Origin of the sequence: Citrobacter rodentium NBRC 105723 = DSM 16636, from assembly GCF_021278985.1 — a bacterium.
Classification (GTDB): Bacteria; Pseudomonadota; Gammaproteobacteria; order Enterobacterales; family Enterobacteriaceae; genus Citrobacter_A; species Citrobacter_A rodentium.
Window position 1 is genome coordinate 12,194 of record NZ_CP082833.1, and the last position, 20,694, is coordinate 32,887.

The 20,694-nt window shown below is 54.5% G+C and carries 15 protein-coding genes and 3 pseudogenes; 2 read left to right on the forward strand and 16 right to left on the reverse strand.

The window, feature by feature from the left end:
• Positions 1 to 17: 17 nt before the first annotated feature.
• The 6 genes and pseudogenes from K7R23_RS00060 to K7R23_RS00085 form a co-directional block, all read right to left on the reverse strand.
• Positions 18 to 1,335, reverse strand: a pseudogene (locus tag K7R23_RS00060) (IS4-like element ISCro6 family transposase).
• Positions 1,336 to 1,467: 132 nt separating this feature from the next.
• A complete protein-coding gene (locus K7R23_RS00065; RefSeq protein WP_024132477.1) occupies positions 1,468 to 2,577 on the reverse strand; it encodes a porin in 1,110 nt (369 codons plus the stop codon).
• A 652-nt stretch (positions 2,578 to 3,229) separates the two neighbouring features.
• The gene (locus tag K7R23_RS00070; protein ID WP_232796106.1) at positions 3,230 to 4,447 is read right to left on the reverse strand and encodes a cell envelope integrity TolA family protein; all 1,218 of its coding nucleotides are present in this window, start codon (positions 4,445 to 4,447) and stop codon (positions 3,230 to 3,232) included.
• A 695-nt stretch (positions 4,448 to 5,142) separates the two neighbouring features.
• The gene (nlpE, locus tag K7R23_RS00075) at positions 5,143 to 5,844 is read right to left on the reverse strand and encodes an envelope stress response activation lipoprotein NlpE (protein WP_012904579.1); all 702 of its coding nucleotides are present in this window, start codon (positions 5,842 to 5,844) and stop codon (positions 5,143 to 5,145) included.
• Positions 5,845 to 5,877: 33 nt separating this feature from the next.
• On the reverse strand, positions 5,878 to 6,297 hold the full coding sequence (gene arfB, locus K7R23_RS00080; protein ID WP_012904578.1) for an alternative ribosome rescue aminoacyl-tRNA hydrolase ArfB: 420 nt from the start codon (positions 6,295 to 6,297) through the stop codon (positions 5,878 to 5,880).
• Positions 6,294 to 6,839, reverse strand: a complete 546-nt coding sequence (locus K7R23_RS00085; protein ID WP_012904577.1) for a YaeQ family protein — start codon at positions 6,837 to 6,839, stop codon at positions 6,294 to 6,296. Before K7R23_RS00085 ends, arfB begins: the two co-directional genes overlap by 4 nt.
• 188 nt (positions 6,840 to 7,027) lie before the next feature.
• On the opposite strand from K7R23_RS00085, the gene K7R23_RS00090 reads away from it, so the two are divergent.
• Positions 7,028 to 7,228 carry a YaeP family protein gene (locus K7R23_RS00090; RefSeq protein WP_024132476.1) on the forward strand — a complete coding sequence of 67 codons (201 nt, stop codon included), beginning with the start codon at positions 7,028 to 7,030 and terminating at the stop codon, positions 7,226 to 7,228.
• A complete protein-coding gene (gene rof / locus K7R23_RS00095) occupies positions 7,215 to 7,475 on the forward strand; it encodes a Rho-binding antiterminator (RefSeq protein WP_012904575.1) in 261 nt (86 codons plus the stop codon). The genes K7R23_RS00090 and rof overlap by 14 nt, the downstream gene beginning before the upstream one ends.
• An 84-nt stretch (positions 7,476 to 7,559) precedes the next feature.
• Here the strand turns inward: rof and tilS are convergent, their stop codons facing one another.
• From tilS to dnaE, 10 genes and pseudogenes are all read right to left on the reverse strand, one after another.
• Entirely contained in the window at positions 7,560 to 8,858 is a 1,299-nt protein-coding gene (tilS, locus tag K7R23_RS00100) for a tRNA lysidine(34) synthetase TilS (protein ID WP_012904574.1), read from the reverse strand.
• Positions 8,859 to 8,919: 61 nt separating this feature from the next.
• Positions 8,920 to 9,309, reverse strand: a complete 390-nt coding sequence (locus tag K7R23_RS00105; protein ID WP_024132475.1) for a VOC family protein — start codon at positions 9,307 to 9,309, stop codon at positions 8,920 to 8,922.
• Between the two features lie 65 nt (positions 9,310 to 9,374).
• Entirely contained in the window at positions 9,375 to 11,513 is a 2,139-nt protein-coding gene (ldcC, locus tag K7R23_RS00110; protein WP_012904572.1) for a lysine decarboxylase LdcC, read from the reverse strand.
• Between the two features lie 76 nt (positions 11,514 to 11,589).
• A pseudogene (locus K7R23_RS00115) lies at positions 11,590 to 13,032 on the reverse strand (glycoside hydrolase family 19 protein); the annotation flags it as partial.
• A gap of 31 nt (positions 13,033 to 13,063) precedes the next feature.
• Positions 13,064 to 14,635 (reverse strand): IS66-like element ISCro1 family transposase, encoded by a 1,572-nt coding sequence (locus K7R23_RS00120; protein WP_012904571.1) that lies wholly within the window; start codon positions 14,633 to 14,635, stop codon positions 13,064 to 13,066.
• 19 nt (positions 14,636 to 14,654) lie between these two features.
• Complete coding sequence (gene tnpB, locus K7R23_RS00125; protein ID WP_012904570.1) at positions 14,655 to 15,002, reverse strand: IS66 family insertion sequence element accessory protein TnpB; 348 nt, start codon at positions 15,000 to 15,002, stop codon at positions 14,655 to 14,657.
• Positions 15,002 to 15,679 carry an IS66-like element accessory protein TnpA gene (tnpA, locus tag K7R23_RS00130; protein ID WP_012904569.1) on the reverse strand — a complete coding sequence of 226 codons (678 nt, stop codon included), beginning with the start codon at positions 15,677 to 15,679 and terminating at the stop codon, positions 15,002 to 15,004. The genes tnpB and tnpA overlap by 1 nt, the downstream gene beginning before the upstream one ends.
• A 52-nt stretch (positions 15,680 to 15,731) precedes the next feature.
• Positions 15,732 to 16,055: pseudogene (locus K7R23_RS00135) on the reverse strand (chitinase); the annotation flags it as partial.
• A gap of 181 nt (positions 16,056 to 16,236) precedes the next feature.
• Positions 16,237 to 17,196, reverse strand: a complete 960-nt coding sequence (accA, locus tag K7R23_RS00140; RefSeq protein ID WP_012904568.1) for an acetyl-CoA carboxylase carboxyl transferase subunit alpha — start codon at positions 17,194 to 17,196, stop codon at positions 16,237 to 16,239.
• Between the two features lie 12 nt (positions 17,197 to 17,208).
• Positions 17,209 to 20,691 carry a DNA polymerase III subunit alpha gene (gene dnaE, locus K7R23_RS00145; protein ID WP_012904567.1) on the reverse strand — a complete coding sequence of 1,161 codons (3,483 nt, stop codon included), beginning with the start codon at positions 20,689 to 20,691 and terminating at the stop codon, positions 17,209 to 17,211.
• Positions 20,692 to 20,694 lie beyond the last annotated feature (3 nt).

Genomic DNA, 20,694 nt, shown 5'->3' on the forward strand with positions numbered 1-20,694 from the left:
CAGACGGCTAACACCGTTCACTTAAGATGTTTTGAGTGAACGGGATACTGGGTTTTTGAGATTCTGACGGTCCTCTTTTTGGGCCGTTTTCTCTTTTCTGGCAGGATAAATTGCTTCACATTCTCCCGCATTTTCTTTAGCTTCGTTGGGATCGTCCCCGGTTTACCCAGTGAGCACCAGACAAGTTCATCCTGGATTAGTCTCATCGCCATCACGAAGCTTATCCGCAGCGGCGGCACTTTTGCTTCCCGTGCTATCTGACTCATCTCCATCCGTATCAGATTATAGGCCGTCAGCAGGCCCCATATTTCCTGGTAAATCCCGCTCACTTTCTGACTGCGCAACAGCGTGGCTGTGCTCAGCTGGAACTGTTTCAGTTCTCCATAACCATTTTCTATGCTCCATCGTTCCTGATATACATAACGCAGCGCCTCTGCCGGATACTGCCCCGGCTCTGTCAGAGAGGTGATAAAACCTTTGTAATCGCCTGATTCATCTTCATATTCTATTAGCCGGGCCTGCCAGTTTTCTGGCAGCGAACTGTCCTGTTTGCGGGCCTGCGGCGAGACCTGCATCTCCACCAGATGGTCTCCTCCGGCGAAGGTTTCAACTATGCGGTATTTTGTATTGCCCTTCAGGGGAACCAGCCAGTGCGCTTCCTGCTGCCTGCGCTGCCAGTTAATCAGTAACTCTGCAGACAGATAACATCGGTCAAACAGGGTCAGGCTCTTCGCCTGCGGCGATAACTGCTTCGCGTAACTGACCTCGCCGGAGTTTGCCGGGCCGAATTTTACGCCGTGAATCAATCTGCTGCGCAGTGACATCATGGCGCACAGCCTGACCATCGGGTACTCGGTGTGTCTGTCCGGACGATGCTTTATGTACTCAAAATGCCCAGCAAGTTCGGGCGTATCGGGAGTACGAAAAAGCGTGCCATCAACGGCAAACAGGCGCAGCCCGTGCCAGAGGTCATCCTTGTCTTCCTGCTGCGTCCAGTGGCTGGCCGTCAGGGTGAAGAGCTCCCGGAGCGGTTCATCACTGAGTCTCTGACGGGCCCGGGCAACAGAGCTGGCGGCGAGAGTCTCGCCTTCCTGTGAACTCAGGACGAGATCGAGTTTTGTCACAACGTCCGTGATGGAGCGGTCGCGATACAGGCCCATGCCCACAATCAGCCAGACCACGAGTTCTGCGGGGGAGCTTACGTTTACGGATACTGGCTTTATTGGTGGAATCAAGGACCTGAGAAATCCACTCAAGGAGAATGGCACGCTGAAAACAGGAAAGTGAAGCGGGTTCAGCCCAGGTCTGGGTATCGTCAAGCCAGGTCGAAAGCATAAAAAAGCCCCATCAGAAAATTGATGAGGCTATTGTCACCTACCCACTGGATCGTTCAACCGATCATTTTGCTTAACCGATCGGTGTTAGCCAGACGGCGGGTTTTTGTTTTCTGACGTTCAGCTAACGGACTTAGAACTGGTAAATCGCGCCAATGCCGATCTCGTTGTCAGTGGTCAGGCCCAGATTTTTAACATCGCTGTTGTTTTTATTCAGCAGGTTAAATTTGTAATCGCCATAGACCGACATGTTTTTATTGAAGTAATAGGTCGCACCCGCTTCAATATATTTGACCTGAGTATAGTCGTAACCGTCTTTCTGCGCTTTAGATTGCAGATAAGCGATGGAAGGACGCAGACCAGAATCAAACTGATATTGCGCCACAACTTCCAGGTTTTTGGTTTTATCCGTTACCGCGCTCAGTTCGAGATCGGACAGAACAGAACCAGCCATCGCAGTCATGTTACGGGTTTCCGCATAGTTAGCGGCCAGATAAACGCTGTTGGCGTCATATTTTAAACCCGTCGCCCATGCTTCAGCATGCTTAGCGTCATTGAAAGTCTCGGTACGCTGCTTGCCGGTACGGTGAGAGTTAGAATAAGCCACGACAGCGGAAACGCCGTAAGGCATGTCATAAGAGACGGAGCTGCCCCAGCCTTCGCCATTCTGCGCAAGAACTTTACCGCGACCGTTAATATTCTCACCGACAGCGCCATTCTTACCCTGATATTGCAGCGCGAAGCCCAGACCCTCTACCAGACCGAAGAAGTTGCTATTACGATAGGTCGCCAGGCCGTTCGCACGTCCGGTCATGAAATTGTCGGAAGCGGAGTAGGAATCACCGCCAAAGACCGGCAGCATATCGGTGATAGCGACTACATCATAAATAACGCCGTAGTTACGACCGTAATCGAAGGTGCCGGCATCGCCAGCATTCAGGCCGGCAAAAGCCAGACGGGTAGCGGTGTCTGCGCCTTCGTCTTCGGTTTTGTTCCCCTGAATGTTGTATTCCCACTGGCCGTAACCAGTCAGGTCGCGGTTGATCTGGGTTTCACCTTTAAAACCCAGGCGCACATAGGTGGCGTCGCCGTCTTTGCTTTTCGCGTCAGAAAAAGTATGACGAGCATCAACCTTGCCATAAAGATCTAATTTATTACCGTCTTTATTATAAATTTCCGCCGCGTGAACGGAGCCCGCCGCAAGGAGAGCGGGAATTGCCATCATCAGAACTTTTTTCATAATTTTTATCAACTCAAGGAGATATTTTTGCGATATCTGAACATAAATAAAGATACCGCGCCAACTGCATGGATTAAATTATTCGAAAATCCAAAAAATAAAACCAATAACATGTAAGTAAATGTAAAAATAAGGACTCACGCATCCATTACGAATAAAATTGTTAAGATATCAACGCTAACGAAAATGATATTTTGATGAGGTATTTATGCGTATTCACAGCAATATTAAATTAAAGAAACATAATTAATAAAAAATTAAAAACACAGCAAATATCAACAAATAATAAACGAAAGTGATGTAATATAAAATATTCCCTTATGGGTTGTTTGGTGTAACAGAGAGTGCTATTTATATTTCACCGCTAATTTCTCTGCCGATGCCTGAGAGCGGTAATCCTTACTTTGTTTAATCCCGCTTCACTGCAAATGTATACCCTCATTGGGATCTGCCGAAAGGAGCACGCTCTTTTCGGCTTTTTTTACCTTCACTGGCGTAACCTTGTTACCAATATCGCAAGAGAGAAAGCGTTAATTTAACTTAAAGCGCAGATTAGCCAAACGGTTAATTTCAGCCGATGGGAAAAACGGCGCTAAAATAGCGCCGTAATGATGATAGTTTTCGGTCGATAATGCGCTTTATATAAAGGCCAACATTACCAGTCCCCGTGCAGACCGACGCTACCGCCGAACGATTCGGCATCATAGCTGCCCTGTACCGTTACGGCAGTGCTCTTACCGGTATTGAACTGCAGGCCGCCCGCGAGCGCGGTTTCGCTGTTGTACTCGCCAACCGCAATAGCATAGCCGTTATGATTGGCGTTGTAGTGGAGGTTCGCTGTCGCCTGAGCGCTGGCGCCCAGACGCTTAATCGCTTTGCCGTTGTGGTTTATCTGCTTCTGTAAGCCCCTGGCAACGCGATCGGTATAGCTCTTTGACTCCTGTAAGCTCTGATTAGCGTAGCGGATGGTGGAATGCGCCAGGGTGGTGGCGTACTCTTCCGCCGTTGCCATTTGTTGGTCGGTATAGTCATTCGCATTCACTTCCGCTTTCTTTGCCGTAGCGTCAGCATGCGCGTTCGAACGCTTCTCCGCTGCCGTTACTTGCGCTCTGGCGTCGTCTTTCGCCTCTTTTACCGCTGCGCTTTTCGCCTCGGTAGCGGCTTTATCAGCGTGGGTTTCTGCGGCGTTTTTTGCGCTGTCCGCCGCTTTGGTGGCGATCTGCGAGGCATAGCCTTTGGCATTGTTCTCCGCCGTCGCTGCGGTTTCAGTGGCAACCTGGGCGGCGTAACCTTCGGCGTTGGTCTGCGCCGTTGACGCTGCGTCCGTAGCCACGCTTGTGGCGTATTGTTTCGCTTTACTTTCCGCAGCAGTGGCCACGTTTGCGGCATAGCCTTTCGCGTTGTTCTCCGCCGTTGCCGCGGTTTCGGTGGCAACCTGAGCGGCGAGGCCTATCGCATTATTCGCCGCCGTCGCGGCGGTTTCAGTCGCAACCTGGGCCGCGTAATCCTTTGTTTTATTCTCGACCTCAGTCGCGACGCTATCCGCATAATCCTGCGCTTGCGCAATTGCCGCGCGGTCGCCTGCCTGCGCCTGGCCCGCAGTAACATAAGCCGTCTCCAGTTCCGGCTCAATAAAGTCGCCTGTAGGATTTTTTGTATTTGTATCCGTAGCGCCCGTATTACCGTTCTCGCCTGAATCGGCGTTAGCTGAACTTCCGGTCTTACTGTTGGCGATCTCCCAGCGGGCAATATCGCCAAGATTGTCGAAGGTCGTGCCTAAACGACGTTCGGCAACTTCGTTAACCCGCCCGAGCCAGTTCGCATACTTCTCGCCCCATACCGCCGCGCTCTCATTTTCCTGCTTCGGCTGCATTTTCGTATTAATTGCTTCGTAAACATCATCGACTGCCGCTTTGCAATCTTCGGTATTTTCGCAAGCGTGAGCACTACCCATAGCAAACAGAATTGCTAAAGCTATTAACTTTTTATTCATAAATCACCATCAAATTAAGAATAAGAAAAATGTCCAAAAGGAAATAAAAAGACGCTCACCCTAAAAAAGATGAACATCGAAGACGAATCCGCGAATTGAGACGCAACGGCCACGGTAATTTTCTGACCATTACGCTGATTATTGTGTTGGTCCAGCCCGGCTAACAGACAGTTTTATCATCAGCCTTAATCAGGACGATTATTAAGGTTTAAGGTGAGACAGAGCAATGATCAACTTTCATTCAGGAGGGCCTTCCTGTTTTTGCGGAAAAAAAAGGAATCTTTTGGAAAGATAACTTAAGGTAAACCAATAACATGGTCAAACAGAAAGAGAGGTTAAATATATCTGAATTTACGTTGCGTTTAGCTTAGTAAAATTTTACGCCTATTAAAGGAGGTGTCTTTAGAGGTATGTAATTAAAAAAATGCAAAGGTTGCATTTTATAGGCGCGTTGTAAAAAGTAATCGTCAGCTCTTTTTTGATTTTCGCCCAGGAAGGCGCTAATTAATCAGCGCTGAGTTTGCGAAGCTCCCTCAGCGCGACAATGGATTATGTTATGCGTTCAGAACGCGACGTTATTTACTGTTACAGTCCTGGCCTGAGATAAATTTAATCTCTTTATCCGCCTTCAGCGTCTTCACCGGCGCCCCCGTATCCGGGTTTGCCTCAAGGGTGAAGTGCCCTTCTACTGTCAGCAACACCGGTTTTTCACCAGCACCGCGGGCGGCAAGGTATCCGCGCTCCAGCTCCGCGTTATTCGCTACCGATACCCGCCTGCCGGTCGCGCAATCGGTGAAGGTTGCCGCATCCGCCATGTAAAAATACATGCCGCGCATCGCCATAGGCGTCACCGGCAGAATCGCTTTCACCGGCGCAAGCGTGTAATTAAACTGCGACTGGATCGGATTACCGTCGCGATCGAGCATCTCCAGCGAATCGCCTTTCGCCCGGTAATAGGTCTTCTCGCCGTTGCTGTCGGTCAGGACCAGCTTATCGGCGGTACGCGCCCATGTGCCGTATGAAGCAAAAGAAGAGGGCTCTTCACGCGCGCCCAGATAGCGCTGGTTCATCACCCAAGTGCCGTCTTTTTCCAGGAACAGCGACGTCTCAATGCCTTCGCAATCAGCGCACGGTAAAATGCCGCGCCAGCTTTGCTGCATCGGTTTCAGTTCCGCCGCCCGGGTCGGTTGCAGTACATCCACTTCTGAACGGTTATTACAACCAAATAATGTAAACAGCGAGAGCACGGCTATCGCGGAGATGAGTGTCTTTTTCACCCTGAATTCCTTCTGTATTTTTGTCCCTGCCCGTCAGTCCACGCGACGGACCTTACCACGGAGGGCTTTCACAGTGGATTTTTGCGCCTTCGAAACAAGTCTTCTCTCTTTCGACGCCCGCGTGGGCCGCGTTGCCCGCCGACTTTTTTGTTCCACGGTGAGTTCTTTAATCACCGCCACCAGCCGGGCCAGCGCCGCTTCACGATTAAGCGTCTGGCTACGATATTCCTGCGCCTTGATGATGATAATGCCATCCGGGCTGATCAGATGATGACTGGCGGCGAGTAAACGTTCTTTATAATACTCTGGCAGGCCGGAGGCCCGGATGTCAAAACGCAAATGTATCGCCGTTGACGCCTTGTTGACATGCTGGCCGCCCGCGCCCTGTGCGCGAATGGCGGTAATTTCCAGTTCATCCTCGGCGATCGAGACGGTTCGTGAGATAACAATCATCCCGGCTGTTGCCATGCTGTCAGATGGATTTCCAGATTATTCTGAGCGTCGGAAAGCCAGATAGCGCCATCCTGTATCGTCGCCTGTAGCGCCATTGTCCGCCCGGCAAACTCGCTTAACTGCGCCAGCTGCTCGTCATCCAGATACCAGACCGTCAGATTCGTGAACTGTGCGCACTTGCTCTGCTGTTGCTGCCACCAGATCTGCGCCGCCCGGCTGTTATAGGTAAACAGCGCGACCTCTTGCGCCTGAGTACAGGCCTTCTTAATACGCCGTTCGTCCGGCAGTCCCAGCTCAATCCACAGATCGATGCCCAGATGATCGTTACGCAGCCAGGCTTCAGGCTCATCTTCAGCGCTCAGGCCGCGCGTAAATTGCAGGCGCTCATCCGCATATTTTATCCACGCCAGCAGGCGCAGCATCATGCGTTCCTGGGTTTCTGAAGGATGACGGGCCAGCGTCAGCGGCGCATCCAGAAACTGGTTACGGTCGAGATCCGCCACATTAACAACGGCTTTATAAATTGTCGCTTTAAGCGCCATGAAAAAACTCCTTTCGAATCAGGCGGACATTGTAACGAAAACGATGCAAAAAGGCTGTTAATGGTTCGGTTAGCAACCTGCTGATTTCGGCTGAAGGGCTGTGGTATAGTCACCTTGCTAAACAGAGTTTATCTTCGTAGGCTTAGACTTGCATCCACGGTGAAGTCAGAATGCTGACAGGAGGGCATGTGGAAAAATATTGTGAGTTAATACGCAAACGGTATGCGGAAATTGCCAGCGGAGACTTAGGGTATGTCCCGGATGCGCTGGGTTGCGTATTGAAGGTGCTTAATGAAATGGCCGCGGATAGCGCCCTTTCAGAGTCGGTCAGGGAAAAGGCGGCGTACGCTGCTGCGAACTTACTGGTGAGCGATTATGTCAATGAATGAAACATATCAACCCATTAACTGCGATGACTACGACAACCTTGAACTCGCCTGCCAGCATCATTTACTCCTGACGCTGGAGCTGAAAGACGGTGAAGTTTTACAGGCAAAAGCCAACGATCTGGTGTCGCGTAAGAATGTGGAATACCTGATCACCGACGTTGCAGGTGAAACGCGCGAGCTGCGCCTCGACAGAATCGCCAGCTTCAGCCACCCGGAAATCGGCACCGTGGTGGTCAGCGAATCCTGATATTACCAGCCGGAGGCGCTACGCTTTTCCGGCCTACAATGTGCTGCTACCGTAGGCTTAATAAGCGTAACGCCATCCGGCATTTTATTCCCCTTCCTGCCATAGTAGCTGCACCCCATCGTCTTCCACCGCCACGCCCTCATGGGTCACAAAAACCCCGGCTGCCGCAATCAAAGTCTCGCCATAGAACAACAGCGGCGTAGTGTCGCGTCGCCAGGGAGGAATCCCCAGCTCCTGCCAGATTTTCTTCAGCTTCCGCCCGCCGTGACGACCAACAATATGCAGCATTCCCGGCGCCTTAAAACGCAGGGTGACCGGCTCATCGTCGAGCGGCTTTCGCAGTTCGCCGCCCGGTATCAGCGCTGCCGTGCCAAGCCCGGCGGGCAGCCGTAGCGGCGTTTGCCAGTCCGCCCAGCGAAGCACCGTTTCACTCTGCCCTGGCCGGGATTTCACCCACCACAGCTGCCCCTGATAGCGGCGCACCTCATACTCGCCAAAGCACAGACAGGGCGAAGCGTCTTCCCGCGCCAGCGCCACCTCCTGCCAGATCCGCGCCAGACCATCGCGCGAAGGCATCGGCGCATTGCGCGCGGCCAGCCAGCGGCGAATTAACGCCGCGCGCCGTACATCGTGCATTGCCATTAATGGCGATAACCGTAACGTTCCGTTTGTCGTCATGCAGCCGGAAAGTTCTTCCGCCAGCAGTTCATCCAGCAGCGATTCCTGCTCCGCGCACAGCGCGGCGCTACGCGCCGTCGCTTGCGCAAAATGCGGCCAGCGCTGTTGCAAAAGCGGAAGCACGCGCAGGCGCAGGAAGTTGCGATCGTAGGCGTCGTCCTGATTACTTTCATCTTCGATCCAGCACAGGCTGTGCTCTCTTGCCCATTGTTCCAGCGCCGTTCGGCTCTGCGTCAGCAGCGGGCGAACGAGCCTGCTGTCGGCAAACGCCGAGACTTCAGCCATCGCGGACAGCCCTGCCGGACCGCTGCCGCGTTTAAGCGCCAGCAGAAACGTTTCGCACTGATCGTCAAGATGCTGAGCGGTTGCCAGTATTTCGCCGGGCGCAAGCGCCTGGGCAAACGCCTGATAGCGCGCCTGCCTCGCCAGCGCTTCGATGCCCAGTCCTTCATCCGCCAGCTGCACGCGCCTGACCATCAGCGGCACCTGCCACCGCGCGCAGACAGCCTCACAGTGCGCCACCCACTCATCGGCGTGGGGGCTCAGCCCATGATGGATATGAATCGCCCGCAGGCGAAGCTCGGGACGCAGCGCCCGCCATTGCACCAGCTGATGCAGGAGGACGGTGGAATCCAGACCGCCGCTAAAAGCGACCAGAATCTGTGGCCGGTTAAAAAGCGACGTGTTGAGGGTAAGTGTTGTCATGGCGGTTACTTACAGTGACGTTGCCCGGCACGTTACCGGGCTATCGTCGCAATAACAAGTGTTACTGCTCATACAGTTCGAGCGGCAGACCATCCGGATCGTTGAAGAAAGTGAAGCGCTTGCCGGTGAAGGGATCGATTCGCACCGGCTCGCATTTGACTTCATGGGCTTCCAGATGGGCGATAGCCTGTTCAATATCATCGACGCTAAACGCCAGGTGGCGCAGACCGCAGGCTTCCGGTCGGCTGGGGCGCGGCGGTGGGAACGGAAATGAAAACAGCTCGATGACATATTGTCCGTTCAGCGCCAGGTCGCCTTTCCAGGAATCGCGCTCGGCCCGCCAGGCTTCACTCAGCAGCGTAAAGCCCAGAATATCGCAGTAGAAAGCTTTACTTACCGCGTAGTCGGTCGCGATTATCGCGATATGATGTACCTGTTTGAGTCCCAGCATAGCGTCATTGTCTCCGTTATTGGTTATCTGCACGTTACCCGTCCTGGCCGCATAAAGGCAAGCCGTCATATGTTTTTTAAGACACGTACGCGGTATACGCCCTCTTCGTCCTGTTTCGCCCCGTGAATATCGGTTTCGAAGCCCGGATAGTGATGCCCCACCGAACAGAGCATCAGAAGAAAATCGAGTACCGCCCGGCTCTGTTCGGTGATCATTTCCCCTGGCATCAGCAGCGGCACCCCTGGCGGATACGGCAGGATCATATTGGCGGAGACGCGCCCGACCAGTTGATCCAGCGTCACGGTCTCTACGTCGCCTCTGATCTGCCGCTGCCAGGCCTGATGCGGTGTCATCATCATCTCCGGCAGCGTATCGAACGCGCGCAGCATGAGTCCGGGAAGATCGTGCTGGCGGATGAGCTTATGGATCCCCTGGGCCAGATCCTGAATACGCATGTTACGGTAGAAATCGGGATCTTCGGCGTACAGATCCGGCAACATATTTTTAACCCGCAGATTGAGATCGTAAGCGCGCTTGAATTCGGTCAGGCCGCGCAGCAGCCCCATCGCCCGGGTTTTATCAATGCCGATGCTGAACAAAAACAGCAGGTTATAAGGGCCGGTTTTCTCAACCACCACGCCACGCTCATCGAGGAATTTCGCTACCAGCGCGGCGGGAATGCCTTCGTCGCTCATGTTTCCCTGCTCGTCCATCCCCGGCGTCAGGATGGTGACTTTAACCGGATCGAGGAACATATGATCGTGGTCGGCGTCGTTAAACCCGTACCACTCCTCCCCCGGCGCGACAGGCCAGCATTCGGCGGCATCCACCTCTTCCGGCTGCCAGATATCGAAGAACCAGCTGTCAGACTCTTCCCGCAGACGCTGCACCTCTTTGCGGAAATGCAGCGCACGCTCCACCGAGCGGTTGATTAACCGTTTTCCGGGATTGCCGCGCAGCATCGCCGCCGCCGTTTCTATCGAAGCCACAATGGGGTAGCTCGGCGAGGTGGAGGTGTGCATCATAAACGCTTCATTAAAGGTGTCTTCGTCATACTCCCCTTTAATGTGAATCAGCGAAGCCTGTGAGAGCGCCGCCAGCATCTTATGGGTCGACTGCGTCTCGAAGATCACTTTACCCGGCACCCGCTCGCCGCTCATGCCGCTTTTTCCCTGATAGATGGGATGAAAATGAGTGTACGGCACCCAGGCGGAATCGAAGTGGATCGACGGGACATCCAGCGTCTGCTTAATCCAGTTGGTGTTATACAGCAGCCCGTCATAGGTGGAGTTGGTGATAACCGCATGAACCGGCCACTGCGCCTGCGGCGTTTCGGCGACCTTATTTTCTATGCTCTCGCGCGTGAATTCGCGTCGCGGAATGCCGCCGAGGATGCCAAGCGCATTGCGCGTCGGTTTCAGCCACAGGGGGACGACATCGCTCATCATCAGCAGATGCGCCAGCGATTTATGGCAGTTGCGATCAATCAGTAGCGTACTGCCGGTCGGTGCGGCATACATCCCGACAATCTTATTGGACGTAGAGGTGCCGTTAGTCACCATATAGCTCTGCTCTGCGCCGAAGGTTCGGGCAATGTACTCTTCCGCCTCCAGATGCGGGCCGGTATGGTCGAGCAACGAACCGAGTTCGGTGACCGAAATCGAAACGTCGGCTTTCAGCGTGTTGCCGCCAAAAAAGTCATAAAACAGGCAGCCTGGCGGACTTTTTTGATATGCGGTGCCGGCCATATGTCCCGGCGTACAGAAGGTATACTTCCCTTCCTTCACATAGGTGAATAACGCTTTGGTAAAGGGCGGCGTAATGTTGTCGAGGTATTCGTCAGTGTACTGCCGGATGCGCGTGGCGATATCTTCCGCCTGCCCCAGCGCATACTCAAAGAACCATAGCGCCATGCGCATATCGTGTACGCTGACGTCCATCGTGGAATGGGTATTAATAAAGGCGTACAGCGGCAAATATTCGTTGAGCTGATTAATGTCGCTGCAAAGATCGAGACTGTACTCATCCCAGTCAAAAATCACGCCGCAGATTCGCGGGTTGTGTTCAATAAACTTCAGCAGATCGACGCTGTTTTGCGGCCAGATAATCTGAAACCCTTGCGCCTGCAGTGCGCGCTCAAGCTCCTTAATGGGTTCATCTTTATAAAAGACGCCATGGGGTCCCATAATGGCAATGATATTCATGCGTTCCTCCTGGAAAAACCTGAGGTAAGCATAGTAACAATCCTGCCGGCGCACTGCACCGGCAGGATTTTTCAGATTACAGCGCCTTCCAGGCATCGGCCCATGCAATACCTACGCCCGGTTCATAATAGACTGGGCTGGAATTGCACCATGCGCCTTCAGGCAGCGGTTTGCACTGATACAGTGCCCCGTTGTTATTCACAATATCGCCCGCAGACCAGCTGGTGGTGCTGTTCCACGCAGGATAAGTGATATCCTTACCTTCATCGGCGCCGGTTTTCGCTTTTACGTTCAGCGTATACTCGGTCGTGTCGACAAGGGTGCCGTCGCTCACCTTCAGGTTGACGACAAACTGGCTGTCTTTTGTCACGTCAGGCGCGTTGAAGATTACTACCGCTTTGTCTTCGCCACTGATGGTTTTGCCATCCTGCGACATCCAGGTGTAGGTCAGTTTATCGCCGTTAGCGTCGGTAGAACCCGCCCCGCTCAGCGACACTTTGCTACCCGCTTCAACGGCGCCAATCGGTCCGGCAATATGCGCCACTGGCGCGACATTTTCAGCAGGAACAGGGGCCGGAGCTGGCGTCGTGTCTTCTTCCGGCTTACCGGAATCATCCACGATGGTGACGTTGAATTTTTTCTGCACGCACTTCGAGTAGTCGCCTTCCTTGAACGCGCTGAATGGCGTCTGATAACCAACCAGCTGGCAGGAGTAGGTTTTACCATCCGGAGTGTCCGCGCTCCATCCCCAGTCCTCTTCCCAGTAGATAGGCAGAGCGCCAGCGCCGCCTTCATCGAACTGCTTCATGTTCTTGCAGCCCAGAACTTCATCGTCCGCAATCGGCACCTTCAGGTAGTTCGCGAACTCTTTGTAATAGGTGATGCGGTTCAGCGACTGAGCGTTTTCTTCCGCGCCGCCGCACTCAACGCCGCCGTTGATAATCTGAATACTGACGCCAAAGCCAGGGACCAGACCGTTTGCTTTATCGCGATCGTTAGGCTGCCAGGTGCCGTCAATCACGTGCAGCATGGAAGGTTTCGGCGGCTGTGGGTAAACAAAGAAGAAGACCGCGCTGGCGAGGTTCATCCAGGTATCCGCCACCAGTTCAGGTTTATCCAGCAATGGACGGACATCGCCATACATCGCGTCGGAGAAGGGACCATAGTTGTAGTTGTAAGAGAGCTGCTTCGCGCCGCGACCAAAATAGCTCAGGTAGTCGCCGTCTTTATCTTTACCGCAAGGCCAGGTTTGTCCCTGCCAGATATCCGGGTTGCACTCGCCGTTATAGCCGCCTTTCTGCCCTTCAACCCAGCCGACTTCGCGCAGATAGACCAGCGCCTGACGCCACTCCGGAACATCACGCCAGCTTTCATGGCCGCCGGTTTCCTGGGCAAAGTGAGCAAACATGGTGGCCAGTGATTTACGGCAAATGGCATCGCTGTCGCGGCCATCGGTATAGGTACCGCATACCGCCGGGAATTTACCAATCGCTTTCAGAAAATTGGCATACGTATATTCCGTAAGCGGCTCGCCAGAACCGTATTGATATTTACTGAGAGCTCAGATCAACTTTCCAGGGCAACAGATCGCGTACCCGATTTGCCGGCCAGTCCTGGATATGCTCAATGACGTAACGCAGCCATTTTTCTGGCTCCACATTGTTCAGACGGCATGTGCCGATCAGCGAGTACAACACCGCCGCATGTTCGCCACCGCTGTCAGAACCCGCGAACAGCCAGTTTTTCCGGCCTACGGCCACTCCCCTTAAGGCGTTCTCTGCGATGTTGTTGTCGATTTCCACCCAGCCATTACTGCAGTACACGTTCAGGCTATCCCACTGTTTCAGCAGGTATGCGAACGCTTTTGCCGTATCCGAGTGACGCGACAGTGTTTTCATCTGAGTCTGTATCCAGTCATACAGTGACTGCATCAGTGACGCAGCTCTGGCTTTTCTTGCCGCCAGACGCTGTTCTGCTGAACATCCCCGGACTTCTGCTTCGATGGCATACAGTTCACCGATACGCTGCAGGGCTTCCGTGGTGATATCGGTTGGCGCTCTTGCATGCACATCGTGGATTTTTCTCCGGGCATGGGCCATACACGCGGCTTCCGTTATTCTGCCGGATTCGTATAACGCCCGGTAGCCACCGTAAGCATCGGCCTGAAGCACTCCGCTGTAACCGGACAGGTGATTCTGTGGATGTATGCCTTTCCGGTCCGGGCTGTACGCGAACCAGACCGCCGGGGGCATCTGTGAACCGGCGTTACGGTCATCACGGACGTAGACCCACAGCCGGGCTGTCCGGGTTTTACCGCTGCCCGGCTCCTGGACCGGGACGGGGATATCATCAGCATGGACTTTACCGGGCATCAGCACATACTGGCGCAGGACGTCATACAGCGGCTCCAGCAGTTCAGCAACAGCACCTGTCCAGCGCCCCAGTGTGGCACGGCTCAGCTCCACTCCCTGACGACGGTATATTTCTGACTGGCGGTATAACGGCAGATGGTCTGCATATTTCCCGGTGACAACATGGGCCAGAAGCCCCGCTCCGGCATAACTGCGTGCAATGGGTTTTGAAGGTACTGGTGCCTGCACGATATGGTCGCACCGGCAACAGGCCAGTTTCGGACGTTGTGTTTCGATAACCTTAAAGGCGCTGCTGATAAGCTCCAGTTGCTCTGACACATCACATCCCAGAGAACTGAGTTCACCACCACAGGCAGGACAGCATTCCTCTTCCGGCCGGATAACCCGGGTTTCACGGGGAAGTGAGGCCGGTAACGGTTTACGGGCTGAAGACTGGCGCAGGGCGGATGGCAGTGCCGGGTCATATTGCTCACCCAGCGTTTCAGCCATTTCTTCCTGAAGTGCGCTGATTCTCTCCTGTGCATCCTGTATCTGCCGTTCGGTTTTTGCGCGAAGTTTTTCTGAGCTTTTACCGAACTGCATACGTTGCAGTTTCGCAACCAGCGCCTTCAGCCGGTTGATTTCGGAAGCATAAGCCGCCACCCGCTGTGAGAGCAGGCGGTTGTATTCGGCCATCTGGCGGATGGTGTCCTGTTGCGTCTGCAACAGTGCCCGCAGGCGGGCGTTCTCATGAGCAAGTGAGGTGTCCATATCCTCACTTTACAACGGGTTATATGCGGATTCCAGCGCGTTCCGTTCGTTTCGGGTGCTTCCAGTTGATACCTTCAAGAAGCATGGATAACTGAGCCGGAGTAAGGTGCACCTTGCCGTCACGGGTGACTGGCCAGATGAAGCGGCCCCGCTCCAGGCGTTTGGTGAAGAGGCACAGTCCGTCACTGTCAGCCCACAACACTTTTATCTGGTCACCCCGGCGTCCGCGGAAGATGAACAGGTGTCCGGAGAACGGGTCATCCTTCAGGACGTTCTGAACTTTTGATGCCAGGCCGTTAAAGCCATTTCGCATATCGGTGATACCTGCAACCAGCCAGATACGCGAACCTGCAGGGAGAGATATCATCAGTGGCTGCTCCCTTTTATTTCGCGGATAAGTGTCTGTAATAACGCCGGCGTCAGTTTACCTTTAAGCCTGAGAGTTCCGGCCGGCAGAACCAGCTCACAACACAGACTGTCGGACGGTGTATTTATCTGCTCTGGTTCCTGTGCGGGGGCCGGGATTTTATTATCCGGCTCCGGCGTTAACGTCACGGGAAGCAGTGCCGGCATATTTTTTCCGGAAGGCAGCAGGCCACCTTTCCGGTATTGATGGCGCCAGTTGAAGAGCAGGTTATCGTTGATTCCGTTTTCCCGGGCGATCTGCGCCACACAGGCTCCGGGCTGCAGTGACTGCTCCACTAAGGCGATTTTAAACTCATAAGGGAAGTTGGGCCGCCGGGGACGTTTTTTTACCACGGGGGTTTCGGATATAACGGTGCTTTCAGGACGTACGACTGGTACCGTGGAAAATTGTCCGTAAAGGCAGGCATCAAGTTCCTGCTCCGACATGCCTGCGGGCAAAGGCCACGAAAGGCCAGCTCTCCGAAAGCGCACGAACATACTACAAACTGTTGATTTTGGTACACCCAGGCGACGTCCGGCCACAACCCGAGGTAAATGTTCTTCGAAGTGAAGGCGTAAAGCTTCAGTAATCCAGGTCCGGTATTCCATACGATAGTGTCCACTAAAAATGATGGACATTATTTTTGTGGAGCCGGAGGAAACAGACCAGACGGTTTAAATGAGACGCTTACGTATATTCCGGCGCCCGCATCGGAAACAGGTAGTCCCAGTCCTGTTCGGAAATAATGTTTTCCACCCGCTTCACGTTCTCCGGGTTTGCCGCCCGACCCGGCTCAATTTTTTCGACTTCGCTGTTGGGAAGCGTCGCAATTGATGTTTTGACTGCGTTCATTAACGGAAAATCCGTCAATGCTTTCTCTTTGGCCGCCAGTTCACTGGCTTTGATAGTGTAAGGTTCGCTGCTGCTGAGCAAAGAGGCAGCCTGTGCGCCCGTTAAGCTGAACATAATCCCTGCAGCCATGGCGCTTAACGCCATTTTTTTTCGCATTGCCATATCTATTCTCCTTGAGTGTTATTCTCCCGACCAGCTCGTACCTGATGGCTGGCCGTGGTCACAGTTTCAAGGACAACGGGCATGACCGCTCAATCATAACAGCTCATTGCGGCCTCATTTTTTTCTCATATAAAAAATGAGGCCGGATTATCCGGCCTCAGAGAAAAAATGATGGGGTTAATTATGCGTAACCGTAGCTCATCAGACGCTGATAACGACGGTTTTTCAGATCGTCAGTGCTCAGCACGTCGAGATCGGCAAGATCTTCCAGCAGCTGCGCTTTCAGGGATGCGGCCATCGCTTCCGGGTTGCGGTGCGCGCCGCCCAGCGGTTCCTGAATGATGGAGTCGATGAGCTTCAGCTCTTTCAGTCGCGGCGCGATGATGCCCATCGCTTCTGCGGCCAGCGGCGCTTTATCCGCGCTCTTCCACAGAATAGAGGCGCAACCTTCCGGCGAGATAACGGAATAGGTGCTGTACTGCAACATATTCACTTTATCGCCCACGCCGATCGCCAGCGCGCCGCCGGAGCCGCCTTCGCCAATTACGGTGCAGATAACCGGCACACTCAGACGCGACATTTCACGCAGGTTGCGGGCAATGGCCTCTGACTGGCCGCGCTCTTCCGCGCCCACGCCCGGGTAAGCGCCCGGCGTGTCGATAAAGGTAACGATCGGCATCTTAAAGCGCTCGGCCATTTCCATCAGGCGCAGCGCTTTACGGTAGCCTTCCGGCGCCGGCATCCCGAAGTTACGACGGATTTTTTCTTTTGTCTCACGGCCTTTCTGATGGCCGATGATCATCACCGGACGCCCCTCAAGACGCGCGATACCGCCAACGATAGCTTTGTCGTCTGCGTAGGCGCGGTCGCCGGCCAGTTCGTCAAACTCCTCAAACGCCAGGCGAACATAATCCAGGGTGTAAGGACGCTGCGGGTGGCGCGCCAGCTGGGCTACCTGCCATGCGCCAAGATCGGCGAAGATTTTACGCGTCAGCTCTACGCTTTTTTCACGCAGACGATGCACTTCTTCATCGATGTTAATATCCAGTTTCTCGTCCTGACGGCTCACCGCAGTCAGAGAATCGATTTTTGCTTCCAGCTCGGCAATCGGCTGTTCAAAATCAAGGAAATTCAGACTCATAGTATTCCTGTATTAGTCAAACTCCAGTTCCACCTGCTCCGAACCAATGAGGCCACGGAGATCGTTTAACAAACGATCGCTCGGAGAAACACGCCACGCTGCGCCAAAACGCAAGCGCGCGCGCGCATCCGCCCTCTGATAGTAGAGATGTACTGGAATTGTCCCCGAGCGGTGGGGTTCCAGAGACTGACGGAGTCGGTTTAAAAGCTGGTCATCAATTTGCCTGTCCGTCAGCGAGATAGCAAGCCCGCGAGCATATTTTTCCCGTGCTTCGTCAATATCCATCACTTCGCGGGCGGTCATTTTAAGCCCCCCGCTGAAGTCATCAAAGCTGACCTGTCCGCTGACGATAAGTATGCGGTCTTTTTCCAGCAGCTGCTGGTATTTATCCAGGGCGTCGGTAAAGAGCATCACCTCCAGACGTCCGGAACGGTCATCCAGCGTACAGATGCCGATACGATTGCCGCGCTTGGTGACCATAACCCTTGCGGCAATGACGAGCCCCGCAGCCGTGGTCACTTTACCACGTTCTGTCGGATGCATGTCTTTCAGCCTGTAGCCTCCGACATAGCGCTCAATTTCTTTTAAATACTGATTAATCGGGTGGCCCGTCAGGTACAGCCCCAGCGTTTCACGCTCTCCGTCAAGCACCACCTGTTCCGGCCACGGCTGGCAGCTGGCGTAGGATTGCTCAATCTGCTCCGGCTCCTCCGCCAGTACGCCGAACATATCGGCCTGGCCGATGGCCTCCGCTTTCGCGTGCTGATCGGCGGCTTTCAGCGCGTCGCCCAGCGAGTTCATCAGCGCCGCGCGGTGCGGTCCCAGGCGGTCAAAGGCCCCGGACATGATCAGTTTTTCCAGCACCCGGCGGTTGAGCTTTTTCGTGTCGGTGCGGGCGCAAAGATCGAACAGCTCGCGGAAGTAGCCGCCGTTATTGCGCGCCTCGATGATCGCCTCGATCGGACCTTCGCCAACGCCCTTGATCGCGCCGATGCCGTAGACGATCTCACCTTCGTCGTTAACGTGGAAGTGATACAGCCCGGAGTTGATATCCGGCGGCAGGATCTTCAGCCCCATACGCCAGCACTCATCCACCAGACCAACCACCTTCTCGGTGTTGTCCATATCGGCGGTCATGACCGCGGCCATAAACTCAGCGGGATAGTGCGCTTTCAGCCACAGCGTCTGATAGGAGACCAGCGCGTAGGCGGCGGAGTGCGATTTGTTAAAGCCGTAACCAGCGAACTTTTCCACCAGGTCGAAGATCTTTATCGCCAGTTCGCCGTCAATGCCGTTCTTCCTTGCCCCTTCCTCAAAGACGGAACGCTGCTTGGCCATCTCTTCCGGTTTTTTCTTACCCATCGCACGACGCAGCATGTCCGCGCCGCCGAGGGTATAGCCGGAGAGCACCTGGGCAATCTGCATCACCTGTTCCTGGTACAGGATGATGCCGTAGGTCGGCTCCAGCACCGGCTTCAGGCTTTCATGCTGCCACTGGACGTCCGGGTAAGAGATCTCTTCGCGGCCATGCTTACGGTCGATAAAGTTATCCACCATCCCGGACTGCAACGGGCCCGGGCGGAACAGGGCCACCAGCGCGATCATATCTTCGAAGCAGTCAGGCTGCAGACGCTTAATCAGATCCTTCATGCCGCGGGATTCCAGCTGGAAGACCGCGGTGGTTTCCGAGCGTTGCAGCATGTCGAAGCTTTTCTTGTCATCCAGCGGAATAGCGGCGATATCCAGCGGCGGCTCGCCGTTCTTTTCGCGCCGCTTGTTGATCATCTCCAGCGCCCAGTTAATGATGGTGAGCGTGCGCAGACCGAGGAAGTCAAACTTCACCAGTCCGGCGTACTCCACGTCGTTCTTATCAAACTGGGTTACCGGGTGCTGTCCCTGCTCATCGCAGTACAGCGGCGCGAAATCGGTAATTTTGGTGGGGGCGATCACCACGCCGCCGGCGTGCTTACCGGCGTTACGCGTCACGCCTTCCAGCTTACGCGCCATGTCGATCAGCGCTTTGACCTCTTCGTCAGCTTCGTAGATTTCCGGCAGCTGCGGCTCGGCCTCAAACGCTTTCGCCAGGGTCATCCCCGGATCGGGCGGCACCAGTTTCGAAATGCGATCGACAAAGCCATACGGATGCCCCAGCACGCGGCCCACGTCGCGGATAACCGCTTTCGCCGCCATCGTACCGAAGGTAATAATCTGCGATACCGCGTCACGACCGTACATGTCCGCCACGTGCTCAATGACCTGGTCGCGTTTCTCCATACAGAAGTCAACGTCGAAGTCAGGCATGGAGACACGTTCCGGGTTAAGGAAGCGTTCGAACAGCAGGTCGAATTCCAGCGGATCGAGGTCGGTAATTTTCAGCGCGTAGGCCACCAGCGACCCCGCGCCCGATCCGCGGCCCGGACCAACCGGCACGCCGTTGTCCTTCGACCACTGAATAAACTCCATAACGATCAGGAAGTAGCCGGGGAATCCCATCTGGTTGATAACCTGAAGCTCAATATCCAGGCGTTCATCATATTCCGGGCGGCGTTTTTTACGTTCTTCCTCATCCGGGAACAGGAACGCCAGACGCTCTTCCAGCCCCTCTTTCGATTTCTTGACCAGGAAGTCTTCGGTGGTCATATCGCCGGTCGGGAACTGCGGCAGGAAATACTCGCCCAGGCGTACCGTCACGTTACAGCGTCTGGCAATCTCAACGCTGTTTTCCAGCGCTTCCGGAATATCGGAGAAGAGTTCACACATCTCCTCTTCCGTGCGCATATACTGCTGCGGCGAATAGTTGCGCGGGCGCTTAGGATCGTCGAGGGTGAAACCATCGTGAATGGCGACACGGATTTCATGCGCATCAAAGTCAGCGCTGTCGATAAAACGCACGTCGTTGGTGGCGACCACCGGTAAGCCGCGCGCTTCCGCCAGTTCAACCGCCGCGTGCAGATAGCTCTCTTCATCCGGTCTGCCGGTACGAATCAGCTCGAGGAAGTAACGATCCGGAAAGTGTTGTTCATAAAAGGCGACGCACTCTTCAACCAGCGCGCTGTTGCCGCGCAGCAGGCCGCGCCCCACGTCGCCCATGCGCCCGCCAGAGAGCAGGATCAGCCCTTCGTTCAGTTCAATCAGCCAGTCACGATCGATAACCGGCCCCGCCGCGCCGTAGCCGCGCTGGTAGGCCTTTGAGATCAGCAAGGTAAGGTTTTGATAGCCGGTATTATTCGCCGCCAGCACCGTCAGATGAGTGAGCTCATCGCCCATCAGCTCGCTCTGAACATGGAAATCCGCGCCGACAATTGGCTTAATCCCGGCGCTATGCCCCGCTCCGTAGAACTTCACCAGACCGCAGAGGTTGGTAAAATCGGTGATCGCCAGCGCTGGCATGCCCAACGCGGCCGCCTTTTTTACCAGCGGTCCGGTTTTAGCCAGCCCATCGATCATAGAGTAGTCGCTGTGCACCCGCAGGTGGACGAAACGTGGTTCAGACATCTT